The sequence below is a fragment of the Thermogemmatispora tikiterensis genome, from assembly GCF_003268475.1.
Classification (GTDB): domain Bacteria; phylum Chloroflexota; class Ktedonobacteria; order Ktedonobacterales; family Ktedonobacteraceae; genus Thermogemmatispora; species Thermogemmatispora tikiterensis.
Genome location: NZ_MCIF01000002.1, coordinates 5,227,974 through 5,247,680 on the forward strand (window position 1 = coordinate 5,227,974; position 19,707 = coordinate 5,247,680).

At 63.2% G+C, this 19,707-nt stretch carries 15 protein-coding genes and 1 pseudogene; 8 read left to right on the forward strand and 8 right to left on the reverse strand.

Translation table 11 applies throughout. The annotated features are described in order from the left end of the window. Window positions 1-507 precede the first annotated feature (507 nt). Both A4R35_RS25115 and A4R35_RS20880 read right to left on the reverse strand, forming a co-directional pair. A pseudogene (locus A4R35_RS25115) lies at window positions 508-582 on the reverse strand (zinc ribbon domain-containing protein); the annotation flags it as partial. Window positions 583-684: 102 nt separating this feature from the next. Continuing rightward, a complete protein-coding gene (locus A4R35_RS20880; protein WP_112432849.1) occupies window positions 685-1,185 on the reverse strand; it encodes a hypothetical protein in 501 nt (166 codons plus the stop codon). Between the two features lie 572 nt (window positions 1,186-1,757). Between A4R35_RS20880 and A4R35_RS20885 the strand changes: the two genes are divergently transcribed. Further along, on the forward strand, window positions 1,758-4,217 hold the full coding sequence (locus tag A4R35_RS20885; protein WP_112432851.1) for an endonuclease MutS2: 2,460 nt from the start codon (window positions 1,758-1,760) through the stop codon (window positions 4,215-4,217). 61 nt (window positions 4,218-4,278) lie between these two features. Here A4R35_RS20885 and A4R35_RS20890 read toward each other — a convergent pair whose 3' ends face one another. Beyond that, a complete protein-coding gene (locus A4R35_RS20890) occupies window positions 4,279-5,349 on the reverse strand; it encodes a DUF1611 domain-containing protein (RefSeq protein ID WP_112432853.1) in 1,071 nt (356 codons plus the stop codon). 290 nt (window positions 5,350-5,639) lie between these two features. Between A4R35_RS20890 and A4R35_RS20895 the strand changes: the two genes are divergently transcribed. Continuing rightward, the gene (locus tag A4R35_RS20895; protein ID WP_112432855.1) at window positions 5,640-6,110 is read left to right on the forward strand and encodes a hypothetical protein; all 471 of its coding nucleotides are present in this window, start codon (window positions 5,640-5,642) and stop codon (window positions 6,108-6,110) included. Window positions 6,111-6,315: 205 nt separating this feature from the next. Continuing rightward, on the forward strand, window positions 6,316-7,011 hold the full coding sequence (locus A4R35_RS20900; protein WP_112432857.1) for a molybdenum cofactor guanylyltransferase: 696 nt from the start codon (window positions 6,316-6,318) through the stop codon (window positions 7,009-7,011). Between the two features lie 85 nt (window positions 7,012-7,096). Here the strand turns inward: A4R35_RS20900 and fni are convergent, their stop codons facing one another. The 3 genes from fni to purB form a co-directional block, all read right to left on the reverse strand. Beyond that, entirely contained in the window at window positions 7,097-8,293 is a 1,197-nt protein-coding gene (gene fni, locus A4R35_RS20905; protein ID WP_112432859.1) for a type 2 isopentenyl-diphosphate Delta-isomerase, read from the reverse strand. Then, entirely contained in the window at window positions 8,290-9,945 is a 1,656-nt protein-coding gene (locus A4R35_RS20910) for a hypothetical protein (protein ID WP_146747294.1), read from the reverse strand. Before A4R35_RS20910 ends, fni begins: the two co-directional genes overlap by 4 nt. Before the next feature lie 71 nt (window positions 9,946-10,016). Further along, window positions 10,017-11,330 carry an adenylosuccinate lyase gene (purB, locus tag A4R35_RS20915; protein ID WP_112432863.1) on the reverse strand — a complete coding sequence of 438 codons (1,314 nt, stop codon included), beginning with the start codon at window positions 11,328-11,330 and terminating at the stop codon, window positions 10,017-10,019. 455 nt (window positions 11,331-11,785) lie between these two features. On the opposite strand from purB, the gene rpmE reads away from it, so the two are divergent. The 4 genes from rpmE to A4R35_RS20935 all read left to right on the forward strand — a co-directional run bounded on the left by rpmE (window position 11,786) and on the right by A4R35_RS20935 (window position 15,502). Beyond that, complete coding sequence (rpmE, locus tag A4R35_RS20920; RefSeq protein ID WP_052889984.1) at window positions 11,786-12,007, forward strand: 50S ribosomal protein L31; 222 nt, start codon at window positions 11,786-11,788, stop codon at window positions 12,005-12,007. A 281-nt stretch (window positions 12,008-12,288) separates the two neighbouring features. After that, complete coding sequence (locus A4R35_RS20925) at window positions 12,289-13,623, forward strand: MGDG synthase family glycosyltransferase (RefSeq protein ID WP_112432865.1); 1,335 nt, start codon at window positions 12,289-12,291, stop codon at window positions 13,621-13,623. Then, entirely contained in the window at window positions 13,620-14,603 is a 984-nt protein-coding gene (locus A4R35_RS20930; protein WP_223258433.1) for a DUF1385 domain-containing protein, read from the forward strand. The genes A4R35_RS20925 and A4R35_RS20930 overlap by 4 nt, the downstream gene beginning before the upstream one ends. A 167-nt stretch (window positions 14,604-14,770) precedes the next feature. Next, window positions 14,771-15,502, forward strand: coding sequence for a protein-tyrosine phosphatase family protein (locus A4R35_RS20935; protein WP_112432869.1), 732 nt, complete (start codon window positions 14,771-14,773; stop codon window positions 15,500-15,502). On the opposite strand, the gene A4R35_RS20940 is transcribed toward A4R35_RS20935, so the two are convergent. Next, window positions 15,439-16,338 carry a Cof-type HAD-IIB family hydrolase gene (locus tag A4R35_RS20940; protein WP_189362133.1) on the reverse strand — a complete coding sequence of 300 codons (900 nt, stop codon included), beginning with the start codon at window positions 16,336-16,338 and terminating at the stop codon, window positions 15,439-15,441. The two genes, A4R35_RS20935 and A4R35_RS20940, sit on opposite strands and share 64 nt — an antisense overlap. A gap of 371 nt (window positions 16,339-16,709) precedes the next feature. On the opposite strand from A4R35_RS20940, the gene A4R35_RS20945 reads away from it, so the two are divergent. Further along, window positions 16,710-18,191: an HD domain-containing protein gene (locus A4R35_RS20945; RefSeq protein WP_112432873.1), complete on the forward strand. Its 1,482-nt coding sequence runs from the start codon at window positions 16,710-16,712 to the stop codon at window positions 18,189-18,191. Between the two features lie 117 nt (window positions 18,192-18,308). Here A4R35_RS20945 and A4R35_RS20950 read toward each other — a convergent pair whose 3' ends face one another. Then, on the reverse strand, window positions 18,309-19,343 hold the full coding sequence (locus A4R35_RS20950; RefSeq protein WP_112432875.1) for a tetratricopeptide repeat protein: 1,035 nt from the start codon (window positions 19,341-19,343) through the stop codon (window positions 18,309-18,311). Window positions 19,344-19,707: the final 364 nt, after the last annotated feature.

Sequence of the window (19,707 nt, forward strand, 5' to 3'; positions counted from 1 at the left end):
GTGGAGGTCGCTGACGTGCAGCTGGCCAGCGCTGGCCTGGGGCACGGCGCTAATGCTATTGGCCTGCCCATAGAGTGTGAAGGTGAGGGTGATGGTGCTGGGAGTAACAGTAAAGTGCGCGTCCTGCATAGGGCTGCTGGGCGAGTGAGCCAGCGTGAGCAGGTTGTTGAGGAAGGTCTCGCTAAGACGGACAGGGCCGCCAGGCAGCTGGGTGGTACGCGTAGGGTCGATCTCTTGAACGGCGCTATCGAGGGCAGCATTGATCTGCTCCCTGGCCAGCCGGTTCAAGGTGGGACGAATGAGGAAGGCCCAGGCAGCCAGGAGCAGAATGAGCAGGATAGCAAGCGTGCCGAGACAGCCGAGGAGCCAGCGTCTGCCACGATGCCGACGGCGTGCGGGACTGGCGACGGCGCCACGGCTGGCCAGCTGCTGCGGCGCTCGAACAGGAGCCGGTTCGCTGCCAGGGACAGGGAAGGCGGGTTTAGGGCTGGCTGGAGTGGCCAGAGCGGCGCCGCAGATGGGACAGAACTGCGCTGCTGGGGCGATGGGAGCGGAACAATGCGGGCATTGCACGGTGTTCACCTCGTCTCGCTATTCGGCGTGACGGCGCATCGAGTCGCCTCCTCTGCTGGCCATCACTCCTCTCGCATAGAGCATATCATATTGAGTTTGTACCGACGAGGGCTAGGAGGAGGCCTCTCCCCCCTTCTGGTCAGAGTGGGGAGAAGTCGATCGGCTGCCCAAAAAGTCCAGGCGTAGAATCTCGTCCATCGTCGCCAGCGTCCGCGCGCGCAGGGCCGGGTCGGCTTCCAGCATGACCCGCACCTCGGCGATGAGCGCCTGCTCCTGTTCTTCGGGCAGGCGGTGATAGCCGTAGAGCTGGTGCACGGCGGCAGCAGCGGCGCGGCGCAGCTTCTCCGCCTCATCCATGACTGGCAATGGCTGCCGCTCGGCCACTGGATGGTCGGTCAGACCTGGGGGAAGCTCGCCCAGGGCCGTCAACGGCTCCAGGCCATCGGCAAAAAATTCGGCCTCCTGACCGATCAGATGGGCCGCGTTAGGCGTTGCTCGTTCAATCCGCACCGTCACGATCTGACGCTCCTCGTCCAGAGCAGTAATCGTCCCGGCTAGAAAAATCACCTCGACGCTCCCCCAATAAACCGCCTCGCCCAGATGAAGAATCATAACAGATACTCCTCTCCGCGGTGTGCTCTGTCGTCAGAGCACTGTCACTACCGGTAATGGCGCAACGCTCTCTCTTCTCTCTACATTCTCCCGGCTGTAGCTAGAGAGACGAAACGCTAAGCCTCTAAGGGTTATAAACGTCAGAAGGTCACCTCTTTCCAGTGCAAACGGGAGGGGGGCAGGCACCTCCCTCCCTCCCTCCCTGCATCCTGACTCCGGGTGGGAGGGCGATAAAGCCCAGGTGCCAGGCTCAGTCGTTATCGCCGCCGCTCTTGGAGCTATAGTAGAGGCTGGAGCGTGAGCTGCTCCAGGCTTGGGCTGGAGACGCTCAAGATCGTTGGAGGAATCCGCCGGGCAGCCGGGTACTGCGGTACCGGGCATAGTTTCGCCGTTCCCTCGTGTTTGTATGGTATGGTATGCTAAAGCCATCTTATTTTTTTGACGCCCCGGTTCAATACTGATTACCCTGACCTGCCAGTACAGAGGTGGGGAGAACAGGGAAGCAGTGCACTGGGAGCCGACATCGAGAGAACTCATTACCAGCGAGTATTGACTGGTAACCGCAGGCATCTATGCACGAAAAAAGTATTCAGACGCTTGAATATCCCAAAATCCTGGAGCGAGTAGCCCGGGAGGCCAGTTTCTCTGCCAGCAAAGAGCTGGTGCTGGCCCTGCAGCCAGCGACCAGTCTCGAAGAGGTGCGGGAACGGCAGGCCTACACCAGCGAAGCGGTGCGTCTGCTCGACGTCCAGGCCAATGCCAGTGTGGGGCCGGCGCGTGACATCCGGGCACTGATTGCGCGCGCTGCCCGCGAGGGGGTGCTGACGCCCACTGAGCTGGTGGAGGTGCTCAACACCCTGCGCAGCGCGGCCCAGGTGGCGCGCCTTCTGGAGAAGCTTGATCCCGACGAGTTCCCGCTCCTGCGCAGCCTGGGGGAGGCCATTCCTGAGCGGCCTCACCTCGTCCGGCGCATCGAAGAAACCGTCAACGAAGACGGCGAGATCCTCGATAGTGCCAGCCCTCTGCTGAGGCGCCTGCGCTTCGACATTCGCAGCGCCACCCAGCGCCTGCAGGAGCGGCTGCGCACCATCGTCAACGAACTGGCGCCCGCTCTCCAGGAGCCGATCGTTACCATTCGCAACGAGCGCTACGTCGTCCCGGTCAAAGTCGAAAACCGTAGCCTCGTGCGGGGCATTGTTCATGACCAATCGAGCAGTGGCGCCACGCTCTTCGTCGAGCCGCTGGTCATCGTCGAAATGAACAACCATCTGCGCCAGTTGCAGATCGAAGAGCGGCAGGAGATCGAGCGTATCTTGCGCACGCTCTCTCACGAGATTGGGCGTGAGGCTGAGGCTTTGACGGAGATGGTCGAGCGCCTGGCCGAATTCGACCTGCACCTGGCCAAAGCCCGCTACAGTCGCCTGCTGCGCTGTAGCGAGCCGCGCCTCAACAACGAGGGGCGCATCGAGCTACGTGGGGCCCGTCACCCCTTGCTCAGCGGGCGTGTTGTCCCGATCGACTTCCACATCGGGCGCGACTTCTTCATGGTCGTCATCACCGGGCCGAATACCGGCGGCAAGACCGTTGCCCTCAAAACGGTGGGTCTGCTGACGCTGATGGCTCAGGCCGGGCTGCATATCCCTGCCGAAGACGGCTCCGAAATTGCCGTTTTTGAGGAGGTCTTTGCCGACATTGGCGACGAGCAGAGCATCGAGCAGAACCTGAGCACCTTCTCCTCGCACCTGAGCCGGATCATCGAAATCGTCCGCCAGATCGAGGACTGGCACGAGCGCAGCCGGCCTGCTATCGGCGGCAAAGGCGCGCAAGAGCTGGTTGCCAGCAGCGTCAGAGGTAGCGAGCAGGTGCCGCCCATTCTGGTCCTGCTCGACGAGGTGGGGGCCGGCACCGATCCCAGTGAAGGCTCGGCCCTGGCCCGGGCCATCCTCAGTTTCCTTTTGGAGCGACGCATTACCACGGTAGCCACGACGCACTACACCGAGCTGAAAGCCTTCGCCCACGAACAGCCCGGGGCTGTGAACGCCTCGGTCGAATTTGACGTCGAGACACTGTCGCCGACCTACCATCTCAGTATTGGTCTGCCGGGCCGCAGCAATGCCCTGGCCATTGCCAGTCGCCTGGGCCTCGATGAGGAGATCATCGAGCGAGCGCGGGAATTCCTGGGCAGCGCCGGCGTGCGCATGGAGACGCTGCTAGAGGGCCTGCAGCACGAGCGCAAGGCCGTGGCTGATGAGCGCTTCCGTCTGAGTATGGAGCGCGCTGAGGCCGAGCATCAGCGCCGTCAGCTTGAAGAGGAGCGCCATCGCCTGGAGCGCGAGCGCGTGCGCATCCTCAATGAGGCGCGGGCGCGCGCACGACGTGAGGTCGAGGAGGTGCAGGCTCAGCTAGCGCGTATCAAGCTGGATGTGCACCGCGTCAATTTGACGCGCGAGCGTCTCGATCAGGCGCGGCGCCAGGTGCGTCAGCTGGACGAGAAGCTGGAGCTGCTTCCCGAGCCAGCTCAGAGCCAGCCGCGAGAGGAGCGGGAGGAGCTAAGCGAGGAGCCGTTGCAGGTTGGCGATCTGGTGCGGGTGCTCAATTTCGGTCAGAATGCCGAGCTGGTGAGCCTGGCGCCCGAGCGAGGCGAGGCTGAAGTGCAGATGGGAGCCTTGCGCTTCCGCGTGCCGCTGGAGAACCTGCGGCGTCTCGGCGGACGGCAGGCGACTGAGCATCAGAGCCGTCGTCAGGCTCCGGCAATCGTACTGCCGCGCGCCGAGGATCGTCCCGAGGTCTCCATGCAGCTTGACATCCGTGGCTGGCGCGTCGAGGAGGCACTGGAGCAGCTGGAAAGCTACCTCAACGATGCTGCCCTGGCTGGCCTGGTGGCGGTGCGTATTGTCCACGGCAAAGGGACTGGCGCCCTGCGCTCAGCGGTGCGTGAGCACCTGGCCAAGCACCCGCTCGTCAAGTCCTATCAGCCGGCGCCGGCGCGCGAAGGCGGAGATGGCGTGACGATCGTCAGCCTGAGCGCCTGAGTCAGCGGCCTGCCCGGCGCCAGCTGGCATCAGGGAGACGGCAGGCAGTGCCGCTCCGTGCTTAGCTGGTTGCGGCACCGAAGTACTGCAGCAGGGCTGTGAGCAGCTTCTCCGGGCCGAAGCGCAGCACATCGGTAGTTGGCAGGCCCGTTTCATCTTCGGTACGGCGAATGGCCTCCTCAGCCTGCTGCAAGGAGAGGCCGCGCGTAATCAGGGAGATACCCACCACTTTGCTGTTATGCTGACGGTGCAGCCAGTTGACTACCTCTTCGTTCATTTGAATCAGGCGCGGCAGCGGCGGTAGCGGGCAATGTGGATAACCCTCGATCGTGGTGGCCCCGGCCTGGTGACAAAAGATCATTGCATCGGGGAGCGAGCCGTGCAGCAGGCCCAGCGTCACCGGCGAGTAGCCGGGGTGGTTGATCGATCCCTGGCCCTCCACAAAGACCCAATCGTGTTGGGCCGCCAGTTCCAGCGTCATTTCCTCGACCATGCCAGCGATAAAATCGCTGATGATGCGGTCGACAGGCAGGCCGCGTCCGGCGATCATGATCCCGGTTTGTCCGGTGGCAAAGAAGGCGCTGTTTAGCCCGCGGGCGCGGGCGGCGCGATCGAGTTCAATAGCGACAGTCATCTTGCCAGTGGCGCAGTCGGAGCCAACGGTGAGCACCGTGTGGCTGCCGGGGCGATGCGGCTTGTAAGCAGCCACAACTTTCTTATCAGGCGGGCGGCGCACATCCCAGATGGTCACGCCGCGCCGCCCGGCGGCGGCTCGCAGCTCGGGGTCGTCGGCGATGAAATAATGGAGGCCGCTGATGATCTCCAGGCCAGCCTCGATGGCGGTGAGCAACTGGGCGCGCCAGGCCCGCGGCAGATCACCCCCGATTGGGGCTACGCCGATGATGAGCGTGGTGGGCTGGTAGCGCAAGGCTTCGCGAATGTCTTGCACCACAGGAATGCCGCGCCCGAGGTCTCCACCCAGGGCCTGAGCGGCATCTTCTCCGGCGTGTGTGCTGTCAATCACCGCCACCACCGGGTCCTGGCTGTAGCGGATGATGCCCGTGGCTGTCTTGCCATAGTGCCACTCGAAATGGCCCTCGGCCATGATCACAATGCGTCGCGTCGGGGACATAAGGGGACTCCTTGCCGTTGTTAGGATAGGCTAGCGTAGGTAGAAGCGCGGGCTGAGACCGCTTGCTCTCCATTATATCAGAGGAGATCGCTGCTGGTCGCCCTGGGCGCTCTCGCGCTCTCTGTCTGCCAGCCTGGGCTGTAGAAGGAGCCAGCCGACCAGAGGGCAGGAGAATGCCGGCGACAACCTCTAGACTCCTTTGTCTGAGCATGGTATCATATCCCCCGATATCTCCTGATATCTACGCAGCGCAGCGAACTTATTCTTCGCTCGGAGCAGAAGGGAGCACGATGAATTTCAATCTGATTAGCTGGCTCTTCACTGATCCCTGGACGGCGGGACAGAACGCTGGCCTGGGAGGCCCCGAAGCCTTCCATTTCTATGTGCCCTGGCTCATTTTCTGTACCGCTGGGCTGCTGATTTGCTTCTACTACGCAGTCGAGGGGCGCAAGCGCTTCTTTAAGAACCAGGCCGTGATCAAGTATATGCTGGACCGCTATTTGAGCTGGTTTGCGGCCATCTGCCTGGTTGGCTATCCACTGATCTTTGCCCGCGCTTACCTGGATCAGTACTTCTTTGCCTGGCGTGTCTGGCGCTATCTCTGGCTGCTGTGGCTGGTAGGCTGGGCGATCTGGTGGGTGGTCTATCTGGTGCGCAAGTTCCCCCAGGAGCAGGCGAGTTTTGTGGCCTATCGACAACGCCAGCAGTACATTCCGAAGAGCAGCCGCCGCAAGGCCAAGGCGCGTGCGGCCTCTCGCTGAGGGGTGCTGCGCCAGGCGATGGCCAACGCCAGCGCCTTTTTTCTTCGCTTGCTCGCTCGCTTGCAAGTTAGTTTGCTCGCCAGCGTAATAGAAAGCCACCGCATCGGGCCTGCCCTCGTGCTCTCGCCACGACTGGGCGTGGGCTTGAGGGGAGGCTTTTTTGCTGGAAAGCTGTTGAGTCCGGGCCGATCTGGAGCAACCCGCCATGACCTATGCCCACCTGCTGATGATGAAAAAGCTGCGTCCTGCCGCGCCTCAACGGGTCTCTGCGCCCGTCCATCCAGCCTCGGCCTGCCTGATTCTGGCCGGCGGGCGCAGTCAGCGCATGGGATATGACAAAGCCCTGCTTCCGCTGCCAGCGGCTGCGGAGAAAGGCCAGACGTTTCTCGGGCGCCTGGCCCGTCTGGCTCTGGCGCAAACGCCGGAAGTGCTTGTCGTGGTACGTGATCAAAGCAGTGCCGCGTCCTATGCTGACCAGCTCCCAGCGGCGGCGCGTCTGGTTGTCGATCTTGTCCCTGATCAAGGTCCCTTGATGGGCCTCTATAGCGGCTTGCTTGCTATCCAGGCTCCGCAGGCTGTGGCGCTGGCCGTCGACCAGCCACTGCTTCATCCTCAGTTGCTGGCCTGGTTGCTCGGCCTGCCTGCTCATGACGAGCGGCTGGCTATTCCCCTGGTTGGACAGCGTCCGCAGGTCTTGCTGGCCCGCTATCCTCGCTCCCTGGTGAGCACCATCGCCGCCCTGCTGGCTCGGGGCCAGCGCAATCCCCGCAGCCTGCTCACTGTCGCCCCTGTGCGCTGGCTTAGCGAGGAAGAGCTGCGGCCCCTCGACCCCGAGCTGTGCTCGTTCCTCAACGTTAACACCATCCAGGACTGGCAGATGCTCGAAGAGCGGCTGGGCTGAGCGAGGGCCGCGGCCAGTGAGTCAGTGAGGTGGGGGAGAGCGCAGGCAGATGGATCCCGTCTCGATGTGCGCAAAAGTGGCTCGCTCAGCTGTGGCCATCGACCGGCGAGGGTCGCTGACGCTCTTCCGACGCTGTCTCCACCGCTGGAAGACTGTAGGTGGCAGCCCTGGCGCGGCGATTGGCCAAAGCCCGCAGCTCCTCCTCAAAGCCACGCAAGCTGAGCCAGGCGCGCGTCTCGCCAGTGACGATCACATCCACCTGGCGCAGGGACGCCAGATTGGCTGCTCCACTCAGCTGCATAGCGATTTTCAGCTCCGTCAGCGTCTGCTCCAGCAGCTCGCAGACGCGCTCGTAGCTCTCGCTGGCCGCCTTCAGAAACGGGAAACCCATCCCGACCAGCGTCGCACCCAGCGCTATGGCACGTGCCACATCCAAGCCGCTGCGCACGCCGCCAGTAGCGATCAACGGCAGGCCGGCTATCCCGGCTTCCACCAGAGCAATAGGCGTCGGAATCCCCCAGTCGCGGTAGAGCTGTCCGATCTGTTGGGCTTGCGTCTCTCCGTGGGTGCGGGCCCGCGCGGCCTCCAGTGCCGACATACTGCTACCGCCAGCCCCGCCGACATCGATGGCGGCCACCCCGCAGGAGCGCAGCAGCAGGGCCTGCTCACGGCAAACGCCGGCTCCTGTCTCCTTAGCGATCACTGGCACCGCGACCTCCGCGGTCAATCGCCGCAGGGCCGTGGCCACGCCGCGCATGCGCCGGTCGCCTTCGACCTGAGTCGCCTCCTGGAGTGCGTTCATATGAACTGCCAGGGCATCGGCCTCGATCATGGCAATGGCCTGCTCAACCTGAGAGAGCGTAAAGGCGGGGTGGCGTTCCTGGTCGATCAGCTGCGGCGCGCCGATGTTAGCGATGACAAAGGCCTGGGGTGCCTCCTCGCGGACAACGGCGTAGGTTGGGACCAGGTCAGGATTGACCAGCGCAGCCCGCTGGCTGCCTACCCCGAGTGCCAGCCCGTAGCGCTCCGCCGCCCGCGCCAGGTTGCGGTTGATGGTCACGGCCTCGGGATGGCCGCCGGTAAGAGCGGAAATGACCACCGGGCAGGCCAGACGTCGCCCCAGAAACGTAGCGGTTGTGTCGACCTCCTGCAGGTCAATCTCGGGCAGCGCCTGGTGAACCAGGTGAATATCACCCCAACCGGCCCGCTGGCTGACACCAATCCCCTCCTCCAAAGCCACGGTGATATGTTCGAGCTTGCGCTGTTTGATCTCGTCTGTCATGTGCTGCTTTGCGCCTCCTTGAAAATAGCTCGTCTTCCTCTCCAGAAAAAAGCTCCTGTCAGATAGACGAGAGGAGGCAGAAAGATGAGTAATCCCTCCAGAGCCTGCCCGAGAGCACTGCTGATCCCCAGCAAGGCGAGGCTGAGCAGCGCAGTAAGCGAGAAGAGGAGCGCGCTCCCGTTCAGAGCATCCCTGCGGCGCAGGGATGCCAGTCCCAGGAGGGGCAGGGCATACCAGGGCCAGAAATTGAAGCTGAGTAGCAGCAACCAGGCTCCGAGCGCTAACAAACATGCGGTGATAAGCGAGGATAGAGCCTGTGCGGCGGTCGATGGCGGGCAATCGCGGCCTGAGCGGAGCCGAGCGGACACACTGGCCAGAAGCCAGATGAAGAGCAGAGCGAAGCAGAAGAGGGCCCCACCTTTGACCGTCAGCTCGGCAGGTTGAGCTGGCTGACGGTGACGCGGCGAGTCCAGCAGCACGGCTAGAGGCGTATAAAGCCGGCGAAGAAGAGGAACCAGCAGCGCCAGCGGCGAGCGAGCAAAGGAGAACCAGCCCGAGGCAGCCATGACTGCGCGATAGCTGTCGGCCCCGTGCCACAAAGGCAGCGCCAGCAGCAGCGCCACGACGGCTGGTAACAGCAAGCGCCAGGTCCAGGCCCAGAACCTGCTCCACCTGAAGCCTGCTGCAGCTCTCTGCCACAGCGAGAAACCAGCCAGCAGCGGCCACAGAGGGAGAGCCAGCGGACTAAGGGCGACCGCCAGACCGAGCGTCACCAGGGCCCCTCCCTCGGCGAGCAGAGCGACGGCCCGAGAGCGCCCTTCCTGCTCTCTGGACAGCAGCCCCCAAAGGGTGACCAGCAGCAGTGTCAACAGCAAGCCCTCGCTGTGTCCATCGCCAGCCAGAGCCAGGAGAGCCAGCGGATTCCAGGCGTAAAGCAGGCTGCCGGTAAAGCGCGCTCGCGGTGAGGCTCCCAGCCGTCCCAGCAGAGACCAGATCAAGAGGGTATTGAGCAAGTGAGCCAGCAGCAGCAAGCCCTTGAGCAAGAGCAGGCCCAGGGCTGGCGAAGAGGTCCCAGGCAGGAGGGCGAGCAGGGCACAGAGCCATTCCCAGAGGGGGGCATAGACCAGGGGACTATGCCGGGTGAGCGGTGTGAGCCAGGACCAGTATGGATCGGAGACGAGCGCGGGCGGGGTCGTTTGCCAGGGGGCAAGACCGTAGAGGGCGATCAGGCGCCCACTGAATAAAGAGGCGAAGGCCGTGTCGCTAAAGAGCGTCGGCAAGCACAACAGCGTGAGACCGAAGAGTAAGGAAGGTCCCAGCACCAGGCCCAGCATCGAACCTGTGCTGTCCGGGCGATCGCCGGCCAGGGCCCGCCAACCGGCCAGAGCATAGCAGGCTGTCAGTGCCAGCAAGAGGGTCAGCAGCAGGCTTATGGCGTCGACCCGCGAAGAGGGAAGGGCCAGGTTGTTCCAGGATTGCAGGGCCAGCAGCGGCGTCGGGACCAGTCCCAGGCCCGCAATTGGACGCAGCGCCAGCAAGAGGAGCACATACAGCCCCTCACTCACAAGGGCGAGGCCGAGCAGCACAGGCCAGTGGCGCCGAGAGATGGCCTGTGGCTGCTCGACCGTTGAGGCAAGCAATGTTCTAGTCACGCGCCAGATCCTTCACCGGGCAGAAATCGATGGCGATGCGCGACACAGCAAAGTGCCCGGTGCCTCCCTGCCTAAGATAATCCCAGACGTTGGAAGGCCGTGTCAATATAGGGAAGATAGTAATCGATCTGCATCACCTGTTGCAGCTCCTCGGGCGAGAGGTAGCGTGTCACCTCGGGGTCGCTGCTCAGCGCCTCCAGGAGAGCCGGGCCGTGGATCGGGCCGTCACTGGCCAGGCGCCAGACCTGCTGAGCGTTGCGCTGGACCATCTTGTAGGCCTCCTGGCGTCCAACCCCCTTATCGATCAGCGCCAGCAGCACCCGCTGCGAGAAGATCAGGCCGCCGGTCATCTGGAGATTGGCCTGCATGCGGCGCGTATCCACCTCCAGGCCGGCCATCACCTGGGTGAAAATATGAAGCATATAATGCAGCAGCGTAAAAGCATCTGGTAGAATGATACGCTCCGTCGAAGAATGACTGATATCGCGCTCGTGCCAGAGAGCCACATTCTCCAGCGCTGTCACCGCGAAGCCGCGCAAGACACGGGCCAGGCCACAGAGGCGCTCGCATAGCTCAGGATTGCGCTTATGCGGCATCGCCGACGATCCCTGCTGACCCGAGGCAAATGGCTCAAAGACCTCGCCGACCTCGGTTCGCTGCAGATGACGGATCTCCTGGGCCATCTGTTCCAGGCAAGCGCCGACCAGTGCCATTGCCGTCATCAACTGAGCATGGCGGTCGCGTGTCACAATCTGGCTGGAGACTGGTGCTACCCCGATGCCCAGCTCGGCGCACACGAACTCCTCGATCTGCGGAGGAACCGTTGCATGCGTGCCCACTGCACCAGAAATCTTGCCAACTGCGGCCTCGGCCAGCGCGGCCTCCAGGCGCTGGCGGGCGCGGCGCAGCTCATCGACCCATAGCGCCAGCTTCAACCCAAAGGTTAGCGGCTCGGCATGGATACCGTGCGTGCGCCCGACCATCAACGTATACTTATGGGTCAGAGCCTGCTGCTCGACCGTAGCCAGCAAGCGATCGAGGCTGACCAGCAGCAAGGCGCCGCCCTCCTTGATCTGCACGGCCAGCGTCGTATCCAGGATATCCGAAGACGTCAGGCCCAGATGGATAAAGCGCCCCTCTGGTCCCAGCTGCTCCTGAATCGAGCGCAGAAAGGAGATCACGTCGTGGTGCGTCTCGCGCTCGATCTCGCGCATGCGCTCGGCATTATAACTGGCCTGGCGGATCTTCTCCAGTGCCTCGGCAGGAATCACACCTTCACGCGCCCAGCCCTCGCAAACCAGCAGCTCCACACGTAACCACGTATCTGTTTTATGCCGGTCCGACCAGATCGCGGCCATCTCCGGCAGGGTGTAGCGTTCGATCATTGGGCAAGTGCCTCCTCTTCTAACCGCTCTCATGGGCGGAAAATAGATCACCTTGTCCAAGTGCAGTGTACCACATGAGCGAGCCAGTGCGGGCTGGCAGCAACGGGCTAGCCGTGACGGAGGCTGGCGAGAGAATCGGGCATAAATCCCGCCAGATTTGTGTTACTGTGATAAAATAGTCCCGGGCATCCATCCCCACGGCGCAAGACAGGGTAACCCATCCTGTCCGGGGGAAGGAGAGAGAAAGGGAAAGCTCCCCATCTGCGGGGGCGGGCTGGCAAGGGCTGGCCGCGGTCTCGCTAGCGCAGGAGAGGCCCCATCAGATCGAGCGAGCGGGGCCGCCGCGCCTTGACGTACTCCATCCCTCTCGCTACAATCGTGTCGCTACAAGCGTACGCGATACCAGTGTGCTCGCCAGTAATCCTACGTGTCAATACGACTAGGGAGTCTGTGTCATGAAGAAGGGGATTCATCCAACCTATGTCGAGGCCACAGTCGTCTGTTCCTGTGGCAATACCTTCCAGACCATGAGTGTCAAGCCGGTGCTCAAGGTCGACATCTGCTCAAAGTGCCATCCGTTCTTCACGGGTCAGCAGCGCATCCTCGATACGGCTGGCCGTGTGGAGCGCTTCCGCAAGCGCTTTAACCTGCAGGAAGAAGAAGCAGCCATGAAGTGAGGACAGTTGGCAGATGGAACGGGCCGATCGCTTACCTGCTACCGTTGCGCGCTCCGGTCTCATTTGGCTCAGCTAGACTGAGCTGAACGGAGCAGGGCCGCGCGGTTCCTGGGTAGGCGATCGGCTTTGCTATCTGCTGCCCTATCCGTGCACACGTGTTATATCGTGCAGAAGCGGCGGGAGCGAGTGCTGCTTGCTTCTCTGCTCCGGGCTATGCTATACTCGGCCTACCGGTTCCTGCCAGGGAGCCGGGCAGTGAACGGAAGGGGGAGCGTGCCCCAGTGAGTCAACGCTGTATTGTGTTTCTGATCTCCGATACGGGAGGAGGCCATCGTAGTGCGGCCCTGGCCATCAGCAGCGCCATTCAGCTGCTGCAGGAGCGCGCAGCGAGCAATGGAGACAGCGGGCGAGTAGAGCGAAGCGAGGCGAAAGCAACGGCGGATGCCCGGCCAGGCCAGGGCAATGGAGCTGATGCCGGGGCCGCGTCAGGCGCAGGAGAGGCTGGTCCACGGCTCAAGCTTGAGATAGTTGAAGCCTTTGAGGAATGTGGAGCTTTCCCCCTGCGCCAGTTTGCCAGGCTGTATGGCCCGGCCAGTCGTTACACGCCTGGCCTCTATGGGCTGATCTTCCATCTTTCCAACCATCCCGGGCGCATCAACGAAGTGCAGCACTTTCTCAGCCCTCTCATGCTCAAGGGACTGGAGCGGCGCCTCAGCGAGCTGCGACCTGACGTCATTGTCTCAGTTCATCCTTTGCTCAACTATGTCACTGTGGCCGCGCTGCGGCATCTGGCGCGCCCGGTGCCCTTCCTTGTCGTTGTCACCGATCTCATCTCTGCTCATCATTCCTGGTTTACTGAAGGTGCCACAGCCTACGTCGTCCCCACTGAAGAGACCAGGCAGCTCTACCTGGCGCGTGGGCTGGACCCGGAGCGCGTCCATCTCCTGGGCATGCCAATTCACCCGCGCTTTACCCTGCCCGTGGCCAGCCGTGAAGAGCTGCGGGCGCAGCTTGGACTGGAGCCGGAACGTCCGGTCGTGCTGCTGGTCGGCGGAGGCGAGGGCAGCGGCGGCCTGCGCACCGCGGTTGAAGCCATCTCTCAGGCGCGGCTACCGGTGCAGCTGCTGGTTGTCACAGGGCGCAATCGGCGTCTCTATACGCAGCTGCAGAAAGAGCAGAGAAAGTGGCAGGTGCCCGCCAAAATCATGGGCTTTGTCACCAATATGCCTGAACTGATGCATGCTTCTGATGTCATTGTCACCAAGGCTGGCCCGGGCACCATTTGCGAGGCTCTGTCCTGTAACCTGCCCATCATCCTCAGCGGCTACGTTCCTGGTCAAGAGGAGGGCAACGTCACTTTCGTTGAGCGCAACGGCGTTGGAGTCCTGGCGCGGGAGCCGCGCCAGCTGGTGCGGGCCCTGCAAGAGTTGCTGGAACCGGGATCGACGCTTCTGCAGCAGCGAATCGAGAGCGCGCGGCGCCTGAGCCGTCCGCAGGCGGCCTTTGACATCGCCCGCCTCATTCTCAGCTACCTGCCGCCTCCAGGCCAGCCTGGTCCCTGGGAAGAGCGGCAGGCTATGACCCAGGTTGCTACTGCCAAAGTGAAGGGAAGATGATGGCCAAGCGCTTCAAAGCGAGTTTCTCCAAATTTTACTACGGTGGACAGGCCGTCATGGAGGGCGTCATGATGCGCGGACGCACTTCGGTCGCGATGGCTGTGCGCCGCCCTGACGGCAGTATCTACCTCTACGAGGAGCCGCTGCAGCCGCGGCTCTATCGCAATCCCCTGTTTCGTCTTCCGTTTCTGCGAGGCCTCTTGCTCCTGTGGGAGACGCTGGTGCTGGGGACGCGCATGATGGCGCTCTCGACCAACATAGCGCTGGGAGTGGAGGGGGCGGCGGGGAATGGCGAGGCTGCTGGGGAGCAAGAGCCAGCGCGAGCTGGGGGGGTGACTCTGGCCGGTACGCTGGTGATCTCGCTCGGCTTCGCCATCGCGCTTTTCTTCTTGCTACCGGTCTTTCTTGCCGGTCTGGTACCGCTGCCTCCTGGGAGCAGCTGGCTTAATCTCTTGCTGGAAGGGCTGATCCGCCTGGGGCTTCTCATCGGCTATTTGCTCCTGATCGGGCGCCTGGCTGAGATTCAGCGCGTTTTCGGCTACCACGGGGCTGAGCATAAGGCCATCAATGCGATGGAGCAGGGAGAGCCGCTCGATGTGCCCCACGTACGCAGCGCGTCACGAGTACACACGCGCTGCGGCACCGGTTTCCTGCTCCTGGTCGTCGTTGTCTCAATCGTAGTCTTTGCCCTGCTTGGCTTTCCCTCCCTCTGGTTGCGGCTTCTCTCGCGCGTGCTGCTTGTGCCTGTCATCGCGGCGGTCGCCTACGAACTGCTGCGTCTGGGGGCGGCCTGGTACCATCTGGCACCAGTACGCTTTCTGTTAACTCCTAGCCTGGCGCTTCAGGGTTTGACGACGCGCGAGCCTGATGATAGCATGATAGAGTGTGCAATCGTGGCGCTAGAGCGCGTTATGCAGCGCGACGCTGCCGAAGAGCGAAGACAGGCCGCTGACCTGCCACCGTTAGTGGCCTCGCTCTAGTCCAGGCGGTGCCTCTGGCCTGATTGGTCCAGGTCCAGGTCAGGTACCGTGGAGGCTCTGACTGCCGCTGGTGACCGGGGCGTCGTGCAGGAGGGCTGCGGTGGGAGGAGACGGGGTGAGGCGATACGGACGAAAATGAAGATGAGGGGGCATTTTTTATAGAGAGCATGGAGCACAAGCAGACGAGCGAACAGCTAAAAGAAGGCAATAGACCGCAGCAGCCGCTCGTGGGGAATCCTGTCTACGCTGATCCGCCGGCGCCGACGGTGACCACGACCCCGGCGACCGGTGAGGCCCCACATCTCCAGTTCTCGCGCTGGCGTTGGGCCTTGACCGGGGTTGTCCGCGTCCTCTATCGTCGCTGGACGCGCATTGCGGCTCGTCTCTTCCCGGAGAACTCGCCGAGCGAGCGGCTGGCGCGTGCCCTGCATATTCCGCTCCCTGATCAGCTTAACCTGAGTTGGATCACGGATCAGCTGGCAGTCGGGGGGCGTATCCATCCCCAGGACATCAAGGCGCTGGCGCGTCTGGGCGTCACCCATGTCGTCGATACACGTGCTGAGTATGTCGATGATCGCCAGGCCCTTGCCAGGGCTGGCATTGAACTGCTCCATTTGCCCACGCCCGATACGCAGCCGCTCTCGCTAGAGCAGCTGCTAGAGGGGGCCCGCTGGGTCAACGAGCGCATCCAGCGCGGCGGGCGTGTGCTCATCCATTGTGAGCATGGGGTAGGCCGCAGCGCCCTGCTGGCCTGCGCCGTTCTCGTCGATGGTGGCATGCATGCGCGCGATGCCCTGGCGCTGGTGCAGCAGCGGCGCTGGCAGGCGGCCCCGAATCACAAGCAGGTCGAGCGGCTGCGCGAATTCGAATCGCTGGTGCGGGCCGCGCGGAGCAAGTAGCGCTCGATGGCGCGGGCCACACCATCCTCGCTGTTGCTGGTGGTTGTTGCGCGTGCGGCCTGTTTGACTGCGGCGCTGGCCTGACCCATCGCTATCCCAAGGCCGACCCGCGAGAGCATGCCGATATCGTTCTCGTTGTCGCCGATGGCCATGACCTCGGTCAGCGGGATGTGCAGCAAGTCGGCCAGGGCGGCCACCGCAGTGGCCTTAGAGCAGCCGGCGCGCAACAGGGTCAGCTCGCCGCACTGGTAGTTGCCGCGCTCCAGGAGAAGCCAGGAGCAGTCAAGTGCGGCCACGGCTGGCGCCAGCAGGCGGAGCCGCTCCGGGGCCTCCAGGGCCACCAGGCGCAGCACTGCTTTGTCTGGCTTCAGCAGCTGCTCACGCGGCAGCCGGCGCAACTCGGCGGCGTGGACCGTAAAGTAAATCTGTTGCCAGGGGGAATCCAGCTCGACGGGGCCGGTCCATACTTCCTCGTGCAGAGGGTCGCCGAGTGGCTGGATCACCGGCTGCAAACCTTCAGCCAGGAGGAGCGCGATGCCCTGTTGGGCGACCTGGTCCGGTAGCGGGTTGCTATAGAGGACGCGCCCGCTGGGATGCTCAACGATCAGGGCGCCGTCGTAGAGGATCAGTGGCGCAGCTAAGGCCAGCTCGTGCGCAATGCTGGCGGTGTTGCCATAGCGCCGGGCAGTGGCCAGGGTTACAATGACGCCGGCAGCCCGGGCCTCGGCAATGGCGGCGCGCGTCCCCTCCGTAATCTCGCCCCCGGGCGTCAGCAGCGTGCCGTCGATATCGATCACCAGCAGCTTGCAGGTCGGTTGAGCTGGTGGCGTGGTCATCAATGCTTGTTCTCCCTCTTTCCACATATTCCAGAGACAGATAGAAAAAATGGGTGTGGGCAGGAAAGCGCAACACAAATGAGAAAGCGACGGGAATAAAGCGCCCGTCGCTTGCACAGCACGCTGTCTGGCTTCCCTGAAAGACAGACCTATTATAGGCGCCGCTCTGGGGGAATGCAAGCGCAGGGGGCCATTGCTAGGGCAAGAGTACTGGCCCGTCTGGCGGAGTCGCCGCGCCCTCGCTGCTGGCCGGGCTGGCTGGTCCTTTACCGATCCTGCCAGGCGCATAGCCAGCCAGCTGGAGCGAGGCAGACTATGCCAGGGTAAGGTGAGGCTGGCTCTCCTGGCCAGGAAGCTGGTAGAATCGAAGCATGAGCACGAAGGAGCAAGCAACAGATTCGCTCGCACGTGAGCGTCAAGGAGCGCTGGCGGAGGCGGAGGAAGCGGCGAAGCCGCTGGAGGGGCCGGCGGTGGCGCAGCCGGGCATGTGGCAGCCCTGGCGCGATCGCCGTGGCCTACCGCTCCTACCCGACGAAGAACCCGTCAGCACCGTGCGCGATAGCCTCTATGATCTGATCCCTCTCGGTCCGCGCGAAATCAAGCTGATTGGCAGCGCGCCCTTCTTGCGTCTACAGAAGGTCAAGCAGTTGGGCTTTGTCTATCGCATCTGGCCGGGGGCGACGCATACACGCTATGAGCACAGCCTGGGTTGCTACCATCTGGCCGTGCGCGCCGTGCGGGCACTGCTTCAGCGCGGCAGCAACGGTGGTCTCTACGGCGTCTCCCTCAAGAGTGTGCAGACGCTCATTGTGGCGGCCCTGCTTCACGATATCGGACACTATCCGTTTTCGCACGTCATTGAGGAGCTGGGTCATCCGATCATTGCCCATGAGCGCGTCGGGCGCTCGATTATTGAGAATAGCGAGATCGCCGCGATCCTGGAAGAAGAGTACCAGCTCTCTCCCGAGCGTGTGGCGGACTTTATTGATCCGCCACCGGGCAGGCGCTTGCCCGAGGATGACGAGCTGCTACGCAGTCTGCTGAGCGGGGCCCTGGATGTCGACAAGCTGGACTATCTGCCACGAGATGCGCGGGCCTGCAACGTGCCCTATGGAGGCGTCGATGTGGCGCGGCTGCAGGGGGCGCTGCGTGTCCATCCCAATGTTCAGGGACAGCGGCGCATCGTGGTGACGCATAAGGGGATTAGTCCACTGCATTCGTTGCTGCACGCCCGTCAGGAGATGTTTGACAATATCTATTGGCATCATACCAATCGCGCCTTTCAGGTCATGCTGATGCGGGCCGTGCAGGAGGCGCTCCTGGCGGGGGCACTGAGCGCCGAGCGGTTGACCGGGCTAGACGACGCCTCCCTGCTGACTCTGCTGGCTGAGCCACAGATGCCGCCAGCCTCGCGGGCACTGACGGAAGCTCTCGAACTGCGTCGACCCTATAAAGATGCGCTGGAGATCAGCCGCCCGGCGGGCCAGCTCTTCCAGCGTCTGGACGCCCTCTACTGGGATGCTCAGCGCCGGCGGCGCGTTGAGCAGGCTCTGGCAGCAGAGTTAGCGCGAGCTTTGGAGACAGACATCGCCGACTATGAGGTGCTGATCGATATCCCGCGCCCGGTCAATTGGGAAATGGATGTCTGGGTCTGGTTCGCCAATCCGCCGGTGGGAATGGAGGCCCTGGCGACCTGGGTTGAGGCGACGGGCCTGCAGCCAGATGACCTGGCGCGCTACGAGCTACATCAGCGGCGCATTCGGGTGCTGGTACCCGAGCGTCTGCGAGCGCCGCTGCGCGCTCATCGCCAGGATTTGCTGCTCCCCCTGCTGCAGCGACTGCTGGCGATGTAGTCGAGGAGGAGCGGCCTGAGCAGCGGGGGCGCCTGGCCTGCACTGAGAGCCGGAAACAGCCGCGACCTGCCTGCCCGATCGGGCCTGGCGTGGCCGGAGCCGGGAGGACGCGCGTCCTCAGCGCAGGCGACGCTCCTTGTGCTGGTACATCAGGCGGACGGCTTTTTCATGAATGCGCTGGGCCGGGCGATAATCGGGGGCCAGCTGCAAGGCGTAGCTGGCGACGCGCGCCGCCTCGCGGTAGCGTCCCAGGCGATAAAGATTATCGGCCTTGATGGTCCAGAAGCGCACATTGTGCGGATCAAGCTCCAGCACACGCTCGATGGCCTCAATGGCTTCCTCGAAACGTCCCAGGCTACGCAAGGCCCGCATGTGCATCTCCCAGGCCAGCAGACTGCCGGGGGTCAGGTGTGTCAACTGGCTGGTGACCGCGAACAGCTCTTCCATCTCGCCGAGGGCGCGCAGGGCCTGAGCCAGCAACGACAACGAGAGAGGATCATTCGGAGCGAGCTGCAGAGCGCGGTGCATCAGTTCGCGCACTTCCTGGGGGCGGCCCAGGCGCCGTAGCAGCTCGCCTTTCATCTGAAGAACGAAGAGATAGTCGGGGTCGCGGGCCAGGCTCTGGTTGAAGGCTTCGAGGGCCTCGGAGAGCCGATTGAGATTGAGCAGGGCCGTGCCCTTGTTGGCCCAGGCGCGGGCGTCATTGGGATCAAGCTCCAGCGCGCGCTCGGCGCTGCGCAGGGCCTCGGGAAAGCGCTGCTGGAGGATTTGCAGGCCGCTGCGGTTGAGCCAGGCAAGCGCCAGGTGATGATTGAGCAGCAGGGCCTGATCATTGGCGATCGTGGCCTCGGAGAGGCGCTCCAGCTTTTGCAGAGCACGCGCCTTGCATGCCAGGGCCAGGGCGGAATGAGGCTGTAGCTCCAGGGCCTGCTCGCTGACGGCCAGCATCTGCTCATAGGCTCCGCTGCCATCGAGGGCGAGGGCCAGCCCGGCTAAGGCCTCCTCATCTTCTGGGTTGAGCGCCAGCAGTTGCTGATAGCTGGCAGCGGCGGCCTGCCAGTTACGGCGCTGGAGCTGTTCTCTGGCCTCATAGCAGAGGTCCTCGACTGTTGAATGCCTTTGTCCCTCTTGGGGTGTTTGCTTCTCTGCCATTCCTTTTCTGCCTTGGAGGCTGCCTCTTCTCTGTCCTGCAAGCAGAGTGCGCAGCCTCGCTATCTGTAGGTGCCATTATCTCATGAGAAGGAGCGTCCGGGCAAGAGGGGTCTCCGTCGCTGCTTGCGCTCTAATCCTGCTGCCGGCTTACAAATCCTTTACACATCTCTGAGGAATCTCTGACGATCTCCCGCTATAGTACAGGCAGAAACACAAAGGTGTGAACCCGGTTGTGTTCGATATCATCCTCTTTAGAGTACATAGCAGAGGCAGCGTGGCCGGGGACCGCCTGATAGACGGCCTGGTGCGCACGAAGCGAGGAACGAGCAAGCTTCGTGCCCTGTTGTGCCTGCCCACTGTCTCG

Excerpts from the sequence above, each read along its gene's own strand:
- A4R35_RS20880 (WP_112432849.1), bottom strand. The coding sequence starts at position 1,185 with ATGATTCTTCATCTGGGCGAGGCGGTTTATTGGGGGAGCGTCGAGGTG.
- A4R35_RS20885 (WP_112432851.1), top strand. The coding sequence starts at position 1,758 with ATGCACGAAAAAAGTATTCAGACGCTTGAATATCCCAAAATCCTGGAG.
- A4R35_RS20890 (WP_112432853.1), bottom strand. The coding sequence starts at position 5,349 with ATGTCCCCGACGCGACGCATTGTGATCATGGCCGAGGGCCATTTCGAG.
- A4R35_RS20895 (WP_112432855.1), top strand. The coding sequence starts at position 5,640 with ATGAATTTCAATCTGATTAGCTGGCTCTTCACTGATCCCTGGACGGCG.
- A4R35_RS20900 (WP_112432857.1), top strand. The coding sequence starts at position 6,316 with ATGACCTATGCCCACCTGCTGATGATGAAAAAGCTGCGTCCTGCCGCG.
- fni (WP_112432859.1), bottom strand. The coding sequence starts at position 8,293 with ATGACAGACGAGATCAAACAGCGCAAGCTCGAACATATCACCGTGGCT.
- purB (WP_112432863.1), bottom strand. The coding sequence starts at position 11,330 with ATGATCGAACGCTACACCCTGCCGGAGATGGCCGCGATCTGGTCGGAC.
- rpmE (WP_052889984.1), top strand. The coding sequence starts at position 11,786 with ATGAAGAAGGGGATTCATCCAACCTATGTCGAGGCCACAGTCGTCTGT.
- A4R35_RS20930 (WP_223258433.1), top strand. The coding sequence starts at position 13,620 with ATGATGGCCAAGCGCTTCAAAGCGAGTTTCTCCAAATTTTACTACGGT.
- A4R35_RS20935 (WP_112432869.1), top strand. The coding sequence starts at position 14,771 with ATGGAGCACAAGCAGACGAGCGAACAGCTAAAAGAAGGCAATAGACCG.
- A4R35_RS20940 (WP_189362133.1), bottom strand. The coding sequence starts at position 16,338 with ATGACCACGCCACCAGCTCAACCGACCTGCAAGCTGCTGGTGATCGAT.
- A4R35_RS20945 (WP_112432873.1), top strand. The coding sequence starts at position 16,710 with ATGAGCACGAAGGAGCAAGCAACAGATTCGCTCGCACGTGAGCGTCAA.
- A4R35_RS20950 (WP_112432875.1), bottom strand. The coding sequence starts at position 19,343 with ATGGCAGAGAAGCAAACACCCCAAGAGGGACAAAGGCATTCAACAGTC.